Origin of the sequence: Tessaracoccus sp. ZS01 (genome assembly GCF_022342445.1) — a bacterium.
Classification (GTDB): Bacteria; Actinomycetota; Actinomycetes; order Propionibacteriales; family Propionibacteriaceae; genus Arachnia.
Genome location: NZ_PQFE01000007.1, coordinates 95,228 through 110,477, shown reverse-complemented (window position 1 = coordinate 110,477; position 15,250 = coordinate 95,228). Strand labels below are relative to the sequence as shown.

Here is a 15,250-nt window from a genome sequence, read left to right as displayed (position 1 = left end):
GGCGTGACGAAGCGTGAACTGCTGGGTGTGGTGCTGGCCGCCGGCGAGGGGCGCCGGCTCCGACCGCTCACCGACCTGCGGCCCAAGCCGCTGTGCCCGGTGGGGAACCGGCCCCTGCTCGACTGGGCGCTCGACCGGGTGCGCCCCCATGTCTCCCGGACGGCCGTCAACGCCTACCACCTCGCCGGCCAGATCGACTCCTACCTGCAAGGCACGGGGGTCACCGTGTCGCACGAGGCGGAGTTGCTCGGCAGCGCCGGCGCGCTGGGCCACCTTGCCGGCTGGATCGGGGACGCCGACGTGCTGCTGCACAACTCCGACAGCTGGCTGACCGACGACCTGTCCGAGCTCGTTGCCGGCTGGTCGGGCGAGTACCCGAGGCTCCTGGTGGCGGAAGCCGGCGACGGCCCGGCGGACTTCGGGCCGTGGCGCTTCGTCGGAGTCAGCCTGCTGCCCCACCGTTACGTGGCGGCCCTGCCGGATCGCTTCGCGGCCCTGTACCCGCTGGTGTGGGGGCCAGCGTTCGAGCGCGGCGAACTCGAGTTCGTGCGCGTGCGCGGCGACGTCGTCGACTGCGGCACGCCGGCCGACTACCTCCGGGCGAACCTGCTGGCCAACGGCGGCCGCAGCGTGGTGGGCGACGGGGCCGTCGTTGAGGGCACGCTGATCGACAGCGTCGTCTGGCCGGCTTGCACGGTGGGGGCCGACGAGGTGCTGCGGCAGGCCGTCCGCGCCGACGGTGGGCTCACGGTGGACTGCCGGCCGGGGAGCCCAGCCGCGCAACCGCCGCGCGAGAGCCGCGGGAGCATCGGCTAGGGCTGAGCGCTTCTGCGCCCTTGGTCCGAGTGCGTGGCCGCTCGACGCCGTCACTCCTTCGAATCAGGCAGGGAGGACGAAGACGTACATCAAGAGGAAATGCAGGAGCGCCGCTAAGCCTACGAGCACGTGCCAGATCTCATGGAAGCCGAACCGGCCGGGCCACGGGTTGGGCCGTTCGATCACGTAGATCACGAAGCCCGCGCTGTACACAAGCCCGCCCGCCGCTAGGAGGAAGAGTGCCAGCGGCGGGAGCGAGACGTCAGCTCCCAGCAGCGCGACGGTCATCCAGCCCAGCGTGATGTAGAGGGTGTTGGTGATGTACTTCGGAAGCCGGCGCCAGACGGAGCGAAGGACGACGCCCATGATCGCGACGCCCCACACCGCGCCGAACACGGCCCACCCGAACGCGTTGCGCGCGAGCACCAGCACCAAGGGGGTGACCGTGCCAGCGATGAGGACGAAGACGGATGCGTAGTCGAGCGTCCGCAACGCCTCATTCATCCGGGGCCCACGATCAATCCCGTGGTGGAGTGTGCTCGCCGCGAAAAGCGTCATGAGGGACAGGCCGTAGATGCTGAAACCGACGATCTTCCAAGGTTCGGCCTGAGCGACGGCCTGGGAGACGAGCAGCACCGTTCCCATCACTGAGAAGCAGAAGGCCACGAGGTGCGAGAGGGTGTTGAACCGCTCGTCCGTCACATGGACGCTGCCGTCCCGGCTTCTGCTGATGCTTTCCACAAGCCGCCTTCCGACGCGCGGCCATGCCTGCGGCAGGTCCGTCTCGGATGGGAGTTTACCTTCGACCGTTAGCCTGAGCCGGACATTGGCTCACGCCACAGCGACGTGACACAGGGCGGGGTCGGGGTGCTGCTGTCGCGGCGGCTCTTGGGCGAGCGCCTGAAACGGATCCATGATGTGGACCTGGGTACTGCCCCTCTCAGGATGAGGGGACTGCAGGACAACGAGCCCGTCGGGGGTCGTCACGTAGCGTCGGAAATGAACGAAAGGCGCTACATGATTGAAGTGCACAACCTGACCAAACGGTACGGCCAGAAGGTGGCGGTCGACCGGATCGACTTCACCGTCCGGCCGGGCCGGGTGACCGGCTTCCTGGGCCCCAACGGTGCAGGGAAGTCGACGACGATGAGGATGATCGTGGGGCTCGACCGACCGTCCGGGGGAACGGCCACGATCAACGAAACTGCCTACCGGAACCTGCAGTCACCGCTCCACGAGGTGGGCGCGCTCCTGGACGCCCGGGCGGCGCACCCCAGCCGCACCGCCTACAAGCACCTGCTCGGTCTCGCCGCCACCCACCGCATCGGGAAACACCGGGTCCGGGAGGTCATCGAACTCGCCGGTCTGGAATCGGTGGCTGACAAGCGCGTGGGGAGTTTCTCGCTGGGCATGGGCCAGCGTCTGGGTATCGCTGCGGCGCTGCTTGGCGACCCTGGGACCGTCATCCTTGACGAGCCTGTCAACGGCCTCGACCCTGAGGGAATCCTCTGGATCCGGGCGCTCCTGCGTCGTTTGGCAGCCGAGGGCCGAACGGTGCTGCTCTCCTCGCATCTGATGGGAGAGATGACGCAGACCGCCGATCACCTCATTGTGATCGGCCGCGGCAAGATCTTGGCCGACGCCCCGATACGCGAGGTCATCTCCGGTGCGACCCGCACAGTCGTCAGGGCCCGCACACGCGACGTAGAGCGGTTGAGTGCCGCCGTCGCGGCCCAGGCCGTGACCGTCACGCCCACCCCAGACGGTGCGGTCGAGATCTCAGGGCTGACCGCCGAAGAGGTGGCCGAGGCCGCCTCGGCCGCGGGGGTGGTCCTTCACGAACTCACCTCCACCGAAGGCTCCCTCGAGGACGCATACTTGACCCTCACGGCGGAGGCCGCCGAGTACCGTGCGGTCTCCACCGCAGGAGAAGGAGCCCGATCATGACCACCGCGCTTACGACGCGACGCGCCGATCCCGCTGTCCGCCGCCCGGCCTTCCGCGACGCCCTGCGCTCGGAGTGGATCAAGTTGCTGAGCCTGCCGTCGACGTTCCTCGCCCTCGGCGGCATCCTGGCCGTGGGGCTGGGAGGCAGCCTCTTCCTCGGCCTCACCCTCGAGTCTTCCGGGGTGCCGTCGGTCGCGTCGGTCGAACGCACCATCGGTGACGTCACCCTCCCGATGGTCATTCTCGGCCAGATCATCGCAGGCATCGCCGGGGTCTCGTCCGTGGGCGCCGAATATTCATCCGGGTCGATCCAGACCACGCTCATGGCCGTGCCCACGAGGGTGCGGGTGTTGTGGGCCAAGGCGATAGTCGCGTTCCTCGCGGTGACCGGAGTCGCCCTGACGACCGTCTTCGGGGCCTGGCTGGCGACCTACCCCCTGTATGCGGAGCACGGACTCCATGCCCCTCTGACCGCGCCCGGCGTCCTCCTCGCGCTGCTGGGCTCCGCGGTGTACCTCGGGCTCTGCGCGGTGTTCGGTGTGGGCATCGGAATGCTCGTGCGGTCCACGACGATCGGTGCCGTAGTCGTGTTCACGGCCACCCTTCTGGGGCCGATCCTGGCCTCGGCGCTGCCGTTCAACTTGTTTTCCCGTGTTGCACGCGTGGCACTGCTCGGCAATGCCGGCGACGCGATGGCGCGGGTCGGCACCCCGGGAGGCCCCTTCCTCGACGTCTGGGGTGGCCACATCAGTACTGCAGCCGGCTGGCTATTGGTGGCAGCCTGGGCGGCTCTGGCCCTGGCCGGGGGGGCGGTTGCCCTGCAGAGGCGCGACGCATGAATGACCGCGCCGAGCGCTACCGGCCTGACTGCAGCGATCTGGCCATACTGACCGGTTACGCCGTGCTCGCCCTCTTCCTCGCGTACCTGTCTCTCGAGTCGCCGTTGAGGACGCCGCTCGCGCCGATCCTGCTCCTCGGCGCGGGTGGCATCGCGACCGTCCTGACCCGGCGTCGCCGCCCTGCGGTCGCCTTCGCGGCGACGCTGGCCGCCCTGCCACTGACGGCGGGCTGGGGCAGTGGCGCAGAGGCCGTGCTGGTCCTGCCCGCCCTGTACGAGGTCGGCGCCACGCGGACCACTCGACGGGCGTGGGGAGCATTCGGCCTCGCGGCGACGGCCGGCGCGCTGGGCGCGCTCATCCTGTCGTTCCGGGTGCGGTTCGGCCCCCCTCTGCTGGGCCTGGCCCCACGCGTCGACCCGCAGGATTGGCCCACGGACTGGCTCAGCGCAACTACCGTCTTCGTCGCAGCCGCCCTGATCACCGTCCTCATCGGCATCAACGTCGGCCATCGACGTCGCCACATCGCTGCCCTTGTGGAGCAAGCGGAGCAGATGAGGCGGGAACGCGACCAGCAGGCCAGCATTGCGCGTGCTCAGGAGCGCGAGCGCATCGCGCGCGAGATGCACGACGTCATCGCCCACAGTCTGTCCGTGATGATCGCGCTGGCCGACGGCGCCCACGCCGCGGCCTCGTCGCGGCCGGAGGAGTCGCTCCGCGCGATCGGGCGGGTCGCCGAGACCGGACGGCGCACCCTCGGGGAGGTCCGCCGCCTGCTGGGGGCGGTGCGTGATGACGACGGCTCACCCCAGGCGACGCTGCCGTCTTCGCTGAGCGTTGAGCACCTGCCCGCCCTGGTGGACGAGTTCAGGGCCGCCGGCCTTCCGGTCCGCCTGGAACTTCAGGGAGACCCTGACGCTGGGGCCGTCGTCGGCCTCACCGTTTACCGGGTCGCGCAGGAGTCGCTCACCAACGTGCTCCGACATGCACGCGAGGTACGCGACGTACTGGTGCGGGTGGTGCACGACGATGACGCGGTGACGGTCCTCATCGAGGACACATCGGCCCCCGTCCAGGCAGACACGGAACCAGGGCGCGGGCTATTGGGTATTCGGGAGCGGGCGGCCTTCTACGATGGTCGCGTGAACGCGGGTCCCCGCGCCGGTGGGGGCTGGCGGGTGGATGTCCGACTGCCGATGGAGGAACGATGACCGAGGGCTCCGCCACAGCGGCGACCATCCGTGTTCTGCTGGTCGACGATCAGGAACTGGTCCGGTACGGACTGAGGCTCGTGCTCGAGGCGCAACCCGACATCGAGGTCGTCGGCGAAGCCTCCGATGGCGAGGAGGCCCTGCGCACGGCCCGGCGGCTCTCCCCCGACGTGGTACTCATGGACGTCCGCATGCCCGGCATGGGCGGCATCGAGGCCACCACCTACCTGACCGCGACACTGCCAAGCACCCGTGTGCTGGTGCTGACAACCTATGATCGCGACGACTTCGCCTTCGGCGCGCTGCAGGCCGGTGCCGCCGGGTTCCTGCTGAAAAACACCCGGCCGGCCGAACTCGTAGCGGCGGTGCGCACGGTTATGGCCGGCGACGCGGTGGTCTCTCCGCGGATCACCGCGAAGCTGATCGAGGTCGCGGTGCCGCACCTGTCCGGCGCTGACCGAAGCGAGGCCGAGCAGGAACTCGCTGTGCTGACCGACCGCGAGCGCGAAGTGTTCGTCCTTGTGGGGCAGGGCCTCACCAACGCGGACATCGCGCACAGCCTGTATCTCAGTGAGTCCACCGTCAAGGCGCACTTCGGTCGCATCCTTGCCAAGTTGGAGCTGGCCACCCGCGTCCAAGCCGTCATCCGCGCCTACGAGTTGGGCGTCGTCAACGTCGGGGGCTGAGGCCGCTGCCCGCATCGCCCGAGGGTCGTGGACGGCACCCCGCTTCAGCAGGTGTCTCTCGCGTTTGCCCCTAGGGGAAAGCGCCAGCCGAGACGAAGTAACCTCGTGTGAGTGACACAGCTCTCCGATCCCCTCGTCTTTCCACACGGGCCTGCTTGGCGCAACCGACTGGCGCTGGCCCCCTTGACGAACAAGCAGTCCCATCCCGACGGCACCCTCTCGGACGACGAGATCCGGTGGCTGCTCGCGCGCGGGAGGCACGGCTTCGGCATGACGATGACCGCCGCGGCCTACGTCGCGCTCGCCGGGAAGGCGTGGCAGGGGCAGTTGGGGATCAGCGACGACGCGCACCTCCCCGGCCTCACCCGGCTGGCTGATGGCCTCCGCGATACGGGGACCGCCGCGATTGTCCAGCTCCATCACGGCGGTACACAGGCCACCCCCTCAGCCTCCGGTGAGGAGCGCGTCGGACCCTACGCAGACGCCGACCACGGCGCGCGTGCACTGACCACCGACGAGGTGCGACGAGCCGTCGACGACTTCGCCGCCGCCGCCGTCCGCGCCGAACGCGCCGGCTTCCACGGGGTGCAACTCCACGGCGCCCATGGCTACCTGCTCTGCGAGTTCCTGAGTTCACGCAACGTCCGCGACGACGGTTATGGCGGTGACCTGGAGGGAAAGGCGCGCATCATCCGCGAGGCCATCGCGGCGATCCGGGCGGCCACGTCGTCTGACTTCCACCTGGGGCTGCGGATCTCCACCGAACGACTAGGTCTCGACACCGCCGAGATGGCGGAGCTCAGCACCCAACTCATGTCCGAGGGCAACCTCGACCACTTGGAACTGTCCCTGTGGGACGTCACGAAGCTCCCCGAGGATGCCGAGCCAGGGGCGGCGCCCTTGCTCAGCCACTTCATCGATCTCCCCCGCGGCTCCACCCGCCTGGGGGTCGCCGGCAAAGTGGGCAGCGGACCGGCCGCCGTGGCGGCGCTGGCCACGGGCGCCGATTTCGTCACCATCGGCCGGGCGGCTGTGGCCGACCAGCGGATCGCGGAGCGGATCCTGGCGGACCCCGACTACCCTGGGCCCGCCTTCCCGGTGACGAAGGACGTCCTGCGCGACAACTGCGTGGGCGAGGCGTTCGTCGACTACTTCTCGACCGGGTGGCCGCACCTGGTCGCGGGCTGAATCAGGGCATAGCGAGGCCACCCCGGCCGAGCTGAGGCGCTGAACCTCACCCCGTCACCCCGGCCGACACGCCGCACGGGTTACCATCGGTGGAAGGCCTCCGAAGGGGGACGCGGTGATAACTGAACATGGCAGTGCGACGGTGCTTGGCCGCGCCCACGCGGAGGTCCTGACCACCACGCGCAGGGGCAGTCCTGTCAACCTGCCGGCCCGTTTCCCCGAACTCCTTCGGACGCTACGCGCGGCCCGATCGGCGCTCTCCAGCGATGGGGCGAAGACGCCCTCGTCGGGGTCGGAGTGGTTCCTCGACAACTATTACCTGATCGAACAGGCCCTCGGCCAGGTGCGGCAGGACCTGCCTGCGGTGTACTACCGGGAGCTGCCATGGCTGGCCTGGGAGGGTGGCGCAACCTGCCCCCCGAGGACCCTCGCTCTGGCCGAGGCCGTCCTCGGCGCCGACGAGCTCCAGCTCGATCCGGAGCAGCTGTTCGGCTTCGTGGATCTCTATCAGCAGCACAGCGTCCTGACCCAGGGGGACGTGTGGGCGCTGCCCACCATGCTGCGGGTGGTGCTGCTGCAGGCGATCATCGGGGCCGCATCGCGACTCGCAGGGCTCCCCGCGGCGAGGAACGCGCCACCCGTCGCAGATCCGCCCGCAGGCGAGGACGACGACGACATCATGGCCACCGCGGTGGTCAGCATGCGCAAGCTCGACAGGTGGGACTGGAAACCCGCCGCCGAACGGCTGAGCGTCGTGCACCGGATGCTCGTCGACGGCGACCCCACCGGCCATTACCCCGCCATGGACTACGACAGCCGGAACCGCTACCGGACCGTGATCGAGAAGGCGGCACGCACGGCCGGCCGCTCCGAGGTCGAGGTGGCCCAGGCTGCCCTTGCCCTGGCCGCCGATTCCACCACCCCCCGCGAGCGCCACGTGGGCTACTTCCTCATCGACGCCGGCCGGCGGCGGCTGGAGACGTCCGTCGGCGGCCGGCCCAGGCTCGGTGAGCGGATCCGCCGGGCGCTCCTCGGCAGGCCCACCGCCACCTACCTCGTCCCGATCCTGGTGATCACCACCGCCCTCGTGCTGGCCGCCGCCTTCTACTCGGGCACCCGGGCCGCGTGGGCCGCGGTCCCCGCCGCGATCCTGTCGCTCGTGCCCGCCTTGACGGTCGCGGTCCACCTCGTCAACTGGGCGCTCGGGCGCACCCTGCGTCCGCGGGTGCTGCCGAAGCTCGACTTCCGCGACGGCATCCCGACGGAACACAAAACCCTGGTGGTGGTGCCCGGCCTCGTATCCCGCCCGGCGGACGTCGACTCCCTCCTGGCCAACATCCGCGCCCACTACCTACGCAACCCGGATCCGGGTCTCGCCTTCGCCGCGGTCACCGATTTCCCGGACGCCAAGGGCCCCACCGCTCCAGGCGACGACGAGGTCCTCGCGCACGCTCAGCGCGCGCTCGCCGAACTGAACGCCGCAACCGCCGGCGCCCCCTTCCTCATCCTCCATCGGCGCCGGATGTGGAACGAGACCCAGAGGTCCTGGATGGGATGGGAACGCAAGCGCGGGAAGCTGCAGGAGCTGGACAGGCTGCTGCGCGGCGCCACCGACACGTCGTTCGAGCTGGTGGCCGGAGACCGCACCCTGCTGGACGGTGTGCGCTACGTCATCACGCTCGACGCCGACACCGTGCTCCCCCCTGACGCCGCCGGGCGGCTCGCGGGCACGCTGGCACATCCGCTGAACCAGGCCGCGTTCGACGACCGGGGACGGGTGGTGGCCGGCTACACCGTCCTGCAGCCGCGCGCCGAAACCGATCCCGTGAGCGCCAGCCGCTCCGCCTTCACCCGGGCGCTTGCCGGGGACTCCACCGTCGACCTCTACAACATGGCCGTCTCCGACGTCTACCAGGACCTCTTCGGCGAGGGCAACTACATGGGCAAGGGAATCTACGACGTGGATTCCTTCGAACGCAGCCTCGAGGACCTCGTTCCCGAGAACGCCCTGCTCAGCCACGACCTGTTCGAGGGTGCGCAGGGGCGGGCGGGGCTGGTCAGCGACGTCACCGTCTACGAGGACTACCCCCCCAACTATCTGGTGGCCGCGTTGCGACTCAGCCGCTGGGTCCGGGGCGACTGGCAGCTGCTGCCCTGGCTGGGTTCGCGGGTGCCGACGGAGCAGGGTCACGCTCCCAACACCCTGCCGGTGGTCGCGCGCTGGAAGATGGCGGACAATCTGCGCCGCAGCCTCGTCCCGGCGTCCATCGTCGCGCTGCTGGCCTCCGGATGGCTGTGGCTGCCCGGGTCACCCTGGGCATGGACGCTCCTGGCACTGCTCGGCCCGGTCGTGGGCCTCGCGGCCGGCGTGGTGGGTGCACTGGCGACTGCCGCGTCCGCCCTGGTCCGTGGGGATCGGACGAGGCTGTGGAGGACGAGCGTTGCCCCACTGAGGCGGCAGTTCAGCAGGGCAGGGCTGCAGCTGGCGGGGCTGGCAGGCGACGCGGTCATCAGCCTCGAGGCGATCGTGCGCACCCTGTGGCGGATGAAGGTCTCGCGGCGCAACCTCCTCGAGTGGACGACGGCGGCCGGGGCCGTCGGCCTCGTGGGCAAGGACGTCCGGCTCACCACGGCGGTCCGCGCCGCTCTCCCCGCCACCCTGCTGACCCTCGCTCTCGGCGTCGCCGTCGTGCTCCTGCGCCCATCGGCGCTACCGGCAGCGGCTCCATTCCTCGTTGTCTGGCTCGCGGCCCCGTTCATCCACTTCCTGGTGGGCCGCCCGGACCGCTGGGTCAAGCCCAGCCTGACCGCCGCCGACGACCGGAAGCTACGCACCCTGACGCGCAGGACCTGGCTCTTCTACGAGCAGTTCGTGGGGCCTGAAGACAACTGGCTCCCGCCGGACAACTACCAGGAGGTGCCCCTCGGGATCGTCGCCCACCGCACCTCCCCCACCAACGTCGGCCTGTACTTCATCGCCGCGCTGGCCGCGCACGACCGCGGCTACCTCGGCACACAGAGTTTCGTGTCGGGCCTCCAATCGGGCTTCGACTCCCTGGACCGCATCGAGCACTATCGAGGTCATCCGGTGAACTGGGTGGACACCCGGAGCCTGGGCTCACTGCCCCCCAGCTACGTCTCGACGGTGGACAGCGGCAACCTCGCGGCCTGCCTCATCGTCGTGGCCCAGGGGTGCGACGAACTGCCCGACGGCCCCGTCTGGCCCATCGCGGCCTGGGAGGGTCTGCGCGATGCCATCGCGCTGGTGAGCGACGGTGCCGCGGCCCTGGGCTCCGGCCAGCCGGCCCTCGTCGAGTACCTCGCGGGCCTGGACCGGCGGGTGGCCACGGTGGAGGCCGACCTGACGAGCTGGCTCGACGCCCTCCCTGCCCTCCTGGCCGATGTGCGGGCCAACGTCTCGCTGCTCCTGGCGGACCTGGTGGAGCATGGGCGCGGGTTGGATCCCGGAGCCGTCGCGGCCCTCCGCCTCCACGCCGGTCTCCTCCAGCGTCACCTCGAAGCCCTCGAGCGGGAGGCCGGTCTGGCGCTTCCGTGGCTGTCGTCGCGACCGGATCCGGCCTGGGAGGACGCGCTCGGCCGCGGCCAGGCGGCCGTGGCCTGGCGCCGTGTCCGCGAGGCTCTGCCTCTCGAGCTGACCTGGGCCGACCTGCCTCGGGCGAGCCGCGAGGCCGCCGCCGGGGCCCGCGACCTCGTCGCGGCGCTCGCCGACGCGCCTCCCCCGGCACGCGAGTGGGCGCTGGCGCTGACGGTGTCGCTCGATGAGGCGGCAGAGGCCGCCGACCGGACCCTGGACTCGCTGCAGGCCCTCGCCACCCGCGCCCGGGCGATGGTGGCCGACATGGACTTCGGCTTCCTCTACGACCGGGGACGCGGGGTGTTCCACATCGGCTTCAACATCAATTCCGGCCTCCTCGACGACAGCTACTACGATCTGCTGGCCTCCGAGTCGCGGATCGCCAGCCTGATCGCCATCGCCAAGCGCGACGTCCCACAGGACCACTGGCTCCACCTGGGCCGCCCGATGACTCGGACGCTGGCGGGCGACTACTCGATCACGTCCTGGAGCGGGACGATGTTCGAGTACCTCATGCCCACCCTCCTGGTGCCCACGCCGCGCGCGAGCCTGCTGGGCCACAGCTGCGCCGCGATCGTGGCCCACCACATCGCCTACGGCCGGAGGCGCGGTGTCCCGTGGGGCATCTCAGAGTCCGGCTTCTACGCCTTCGACGCGGCCTCCGGCTATCAGTACCGGGCATTCGGGGTGCCGGGTGCGGGGCTCGCCCGCGGGCTCGCCGATGACCTGGTGGTGGCCCCCTACGCCAGCGTCCTGGGCCTGCCCTACGACCCGTCGGCCGTCGTGGAGAACCTTGACCGGTTGGAGGCACTGGGTGCCCTCGGTCGCTACGGGATGTACGAGGCGGTGGACTTCACCCCGTCCAGGGTGCCGCTGGGCCACGACTTCGGCATCGTCCGATCCCACATGGCTCATCACCAGGGCATGATCATGCTCGCCCTGGCCGCCCACCTCGACGGCCCGCGGATGGTGAGGCGGTTCGCGCGCGAGCCGTTCACTGCGGCCATCAGCCTGCTCCTGGCCGAGCAGGTGCCGGAGGGCGGCAGCATCCGACTGCCCACGCCGGAGCCCGCGGACGACGGAGGCTCCGACGGTGGTGCCGGGAACGACGCGGCGGGAGGCGTGCCCACCGCGCCGTGGACCGTCGGCCCGCCGCAGGGGCAGACGGTGGCCGTCCACTGCCTCTCCAACGGCCGCTACACGGTGCTGCTGACCGACAGCGGCGCCGGTCACAGCACCCACGAGGGTGTCGCGCTGACCCGCTGGCGCGCCGACGAGGCGCTGGACGACAGCGGATCCTGGCTCTATCTGCAGGACCTGACCAGCGGGACGCTGTGGTCCGCGGCGGCCCGCCCCTGCGGGCCCATTCCGGCGGAGACCGTCTTCAGCGCCTCACGGGCGGAGTACCGGCAGGGACACGCCGGCATCCACAGCCACCTCGACATCACGGTCGCCGCCCGCGACGACGTCGAGATCCGGATGCTCGACGTGCGCAACGAGTCCGCCGAGTCCCGCCGGCTCGGGCTGACCAGCTTCGCGGAGGTCGCGCTGGCCCCGGCGGGCGACGACCAGCGACATCCCGCATTCAGCCGGCTCTTCGTCGAGGCGGAGGACCTGCCCGACCTGCCCGGGCTGCTGCTGCGGCGCAGGCCGCGCTCGGCCGAGGAGACGGAGCGGTTCGTCGTCCACTTCCTGGTCCGCGGGCCCGAGCCTGAGGGCGCCGAGTGGGGCCGGGTGCGCTCCACCAGCGACCGGGCCAGGTTCCTCGGCCGGCACCGGACCGCCACACGCCCCCGGGCCCTCGACCACCGCACTGGGTGGTGGCGGAGCGTGGAGGAGTTCCCCGAGGCGCCCCTGGACCCCGCGCTGGCGCTGGGGCAGGAGGTCTTTCTGGAAGCCCACGGACGCGTCCGATTGGCCATGGTGACCGCCTTCGCGGCGAGTCGCGAGGAGGCCCTCCAGCTTGCCGACCGTTACCGGGTGTGGGCGCACCTCGAGCACGCCGCCGGCGTCGCGGCGGCCCACGCCCAGCGCGAGCTGCGCGAACTCGGCTTCGCCGGCGGTGATCTGGCGCACACCCAGCGGCTGCTGGGCCTGCTCCTCTTCCCACCGTCGGGCCTGAGGGTCGCCGCCCCCGAGGCGGCCGGACCTGGTGAGGCCCTGGGCGCGCTGTGGGGGTTGGGTATCTCCGGTGATCTGCCCATCGTCTACCTCGGCATCGCGGACGACGGCGACCTGGCCCTCCTGGAACAGCTGCTGCGCGCCCAGTCCTACTGGCGACGCCGCGGCATCGAGGTGGATCTCGCTGTCGTCGACGAGGAACCCACCGGTTATGCGGCCGACGTGCGCGACTCGGCGCTCGCTCTGGTCGGCCGGCTGGGCGCCGACCGCTGGCTGGGCCGTCGCGGCGGCGTGTTCATGCTCAACCGCGACCACGCCGGCGGCCACGCGCTCGGGTGGCTTCGCCATGCAGCACGTGTGGTGTTCGACGCGGGCCAAGGCGACCTTCCCGCCCGGCTTGGACGCCTGATAGGCCCCGCGCCCGCCGCACTGCCACCGTTCGATCCTCGACCCGGCGACCAGACGAGCAGCATGTTGTCCGCCGCCGCCGGCCCATCGGTGGTCCGCCCCACCGGGCTCTCGTTCGACAACGGTCTGGGCGGCTTCGACGTCGACGCGCGGGAGTACCAGATCTTCCTCCCGCCTGGCGTGACCACACCCGCGCCCTGGTCCAACGTGATCGCCACGCCCGACGTCGGATGCCTGGCCACAGAGGCGGGCCTGGGTGCCGCCTGGTCGGTCAACAGCGGTGAGAACCGGCTGGTCGCCTGGCGCAACGACCCGCTGGCTGACCAGGCGTCCCACGCGGTGTACGTGCGCGACGAGGAGACGGGGGCCTTCTGGTCGACGACCCCGCAACCAGCGGGCGGCGAGCGACCCACCCTGGTGCGCCACGGCCTCGGGTACACCGCTTACGAGTACTCCAGCCATGCGCTGCGGCTGACCACCACAGTCTTCGCCAGCCCGGATCCGGCGGCCGTGGTGGTGCGGGTGCACGTGGCCAACGTGGCGGATCGCCCCCGCCGCATCACGCTCACCTACTTCGCCGACCTGGTGCTGGGTGGCACCCACGAAACGACGCGGCATCACGTGACGGCCCGCTACGACGAGGCCACCGGCGCCATCACGGCCCGGAACCCGTTCCACACCGACCTGGCGGACCGGGTGGCGTGGGTGGCCACCACGCACCCGCTGCACGGGTGGACGGCCGATCGTAGGGGGTTCATCGGCCGCATGGGCAGCCTGGCGAGTCCGGCCGGTCTGTCCCTGATCGGGCTGTCGCGGCGCGACGGACCCGGGGTGGACCCGTGCGCGGTGCTGCAGGTGCACCTCAGCCTCGCGCCCGGCGGATCGGACGAGGTGGCGTTCCTGCTCGGGCAGGCCGACTCGTCGGAGGCTGCGGCCGAGGCCATCGCACGGCTACGCGAGCCAGGGGCGATCGACGCGACGCACGCCGAGGTCGACCGGCTGTGGGCCGGGGCGCTCGGTGGCGTGAGGGTCGAGACGCCGGACCCGGCCATGGATCTGCTCCTCAACACCTGGCTGCCCTACCAGAGCCTGTCCGCACGGCTCTGGGGGCGCACCGGGTTCTACCAGTCCAGCGGCGCCTACGGCTTCCGCGACCAGCTGCAGGACGTCATGGCGGTGCTGTGGTCCAGGCCGGATCTCGCCCGGGAGCACCTGCTGCGGGCCGCTGCCCATCAGTTCGAGGACGGCGACGTCCTGCACTGGTGGCACCCTCCCACCGGCCGCGGTGTCCGCACACGCATCTCGGACGACCTGCTGTGGCTGCCGTACGTGACCGCGAACTACGTCCGCGCCACGGGCGACGTCGACGTCCTCCGGGAGAGCGTGCCCTTCCTCCTGGGCGACCCCCTCGCCGCCCACGAAGCCGAGCGGTACGACTCGTTCCGGGCGTCCCACCTCGAGGGCGACCTGCTCGAGCACTGCCGCAGGGCGGTGCGGCGCGGGATCACCTCCGGCGCCCACGGCCTGCCCCTCATGGGCACCGGGGACTGGAACGACGGCATGAACCGGGTGGGAGCCGAGGGTCGCGGCGAGAGCGTCTGGTTGGGTTGGTTCGGCGGCGCGGCCAGCCGCGAGTTCGCGTATCTCTGCGAGCGCGCGGGGCACGCGGACGAGGCCACCGCCCACCGGGCCCGGGCGGACGAGCTGTTCGCCGCCGTCGAGGCCCACGGGTGGGACGGCCGGTGGTACCTGCGAGCGTTCTACGACGACGGGCACCCGCTCGGCTCGGCAGGCGAGGCAGAAGCGCGGATCGACTCGATCGCGCAGAGCTGGGCGCTGCTCTCGGGCGCGCCCAGAAGCGACCGGACGACGACGGCCCTGGCGTCCGCCGTCGAGAACCTGGTCCGGTGGGAGGACCGGTTGGCATTATTGCTGACCCCTCCGTTCGAGCACACCCCCGACGACCCCGGCTACATCAAGGGCTACCTGCCTGGAATCAGGGAGAACGGCGGCCAGTACACGCACGCGGCCGCCTGGCTGGCGTGGGCTGCAGCCGAGGCGGGCGACGGCGACGCCGCGCACCGGTTGTTCGACCTCATCAGCCCCGTCCGCCGCACGGCCGACGCCGACGGGGTGGCCAGATACCTGGCCGAGCCCTACGTGCTGGCCGCCGACGTGTACAGCCGTGAGCCGCACGTGGGCAGGGCCGGCTGGACCTGGTACACGGGATCCAGCTCCTGGCTCTACCGGGTGGGGGTGGAGGCCATCCTGGGCCTCTCCTGGGACGGCAACACGCTCCGCGTCGCCCCGCAGTTGCCGCGCGACTGGGACGGGTACCGCGCCACGGTGCGTCGCAGTGGGCGGCGCATCGACGTGACGGTCCGACGCGACGGCGACGGGTGGAAGGTGGAGCAGGATGAGCAGACCGATGACTAACAGGGA

General features: G+C 71.0%; 8 protein-coding genes. 7 read left to right on the top strand and 1 reads right to left on the bottom strand.

The features are described 5' to 3' along the window. Window positions 1–3: 3 nt before the first annotated feature. Window positions 4–816: a sugar phosphate nucleotidyltransferase gene (locus C3E87_RS08905; RefSeq protein WP_076061791.1), complete on the top strand. Its 813-nt coding sequence runs from the start codon at window positions 4–6 to the stop codon at window positions 814–816. A 63-nt stretch (window positions 817–879) separates the two neighbouring features. Here the strand turns inward: C3E87_RS08905 and C3E87_RS08900 are convergent, their stop codons facing one another. Next, window positions 880–1,557 (bottom strand): hemolysin III family protein, encoded by a 678-nt coding sequence (locus tag C3E87_RS08900; protein ID WP_076061789.1) that lies wholly within the window; start codon window positions 1,555–1,557, stop codon window positions 880–882. A 276-nt stretch (window positions 1,558–1,833) separates the two neighbouring features. Here C3E87_RS08900 and C3E87_RS08895 point away from each other — a divergent pair, with 276 nt between their 5' ends. The 6 genes from C3E87_RS08895 (at window position 1,834) to C3E87_RS14905 (ending at window position 15,244) form a co-directional block, all read left to right on the top strand. After that, window positions 1,834–2,763: an ATP-binding cassette domain-containing protein gene (locus C3E87_RS08895; RefSeq protein ID WP_076061829.1), complete on the top strand. Its 930-nt coding sequence runs from the start codon at window positions 1,834–1,836 to the stop codon at window positions 2,761–2,763. Continuing rightward, window positions 2,760–3,602 (top strand): ABC transporter permease, encoded by an 843-nt coding sequence (locus C3E87_RS08890; protein WP_083665509.1) that lies wholly within the window; start codon window positions 2,760–2,762, stop codon window positions 3,600–3,602. The genes C3E87_RS08895 and C3E87_RS08890 overlap by 4 nt, the downstream gene beginning before the upstream one ends. Further along, window positions 3,599–4,810: a sensor histidine kinase gene (locus tag C3E87_RS08885; RefSeq protein ID WP_076061787.1), complete on the top strand. Its 1,212-nt coding sequence runs from the start codon at window positions 3,599–3,601 to the stop codon at window positions 4,808–4,810. The genes C3E87_RS08890 and C3E87_RS08885 overlap by 4 nt, the downstream gene beginning before the upstream one ends. Beyond that, window positions 4,807–5,496 carry a response regulator transcription factor gene (locus C3E87_RS08880; RefSeq protein ID WP_076061785.1) on the top strand — a complete coding sequence of 230 codons (690 nt, stop codon included), beginning with the start codon at window positions 4,807–4,809 and terminating at the stop codon, window positions 5,494–5,496. Before C3E87_RS08885 ends, C3E87_RS08880 begins: the two co-directional genes overlap by 4 nt. Window positions 5,497–5,607: 111 nt before the next feature. Beyond that, entirely contained in the window at window positions 5,608–6,684 is a 1,077-nt protein-coding gene (locus C3E87_RS08875; RefSeq protein WP_076061783.1) for an NADH:flavin oxidoreductase, read from the top strand. Window positions 6,685–6,799: 115 nt separating this feature from the next. Continuing rightward, a complete protein-coding gene (locus tag C3E87_RS14905; protein WP_143570961.1) occupies window positions 6,800–15,244 on the top strand; it encodes a GH36-type glycosyl hydrolase domain-containing protein in 8,445 nt (2,814 codons plus the stop codon). Window positions 15,245–15,250: the final 6 nt, after the last annotated feature.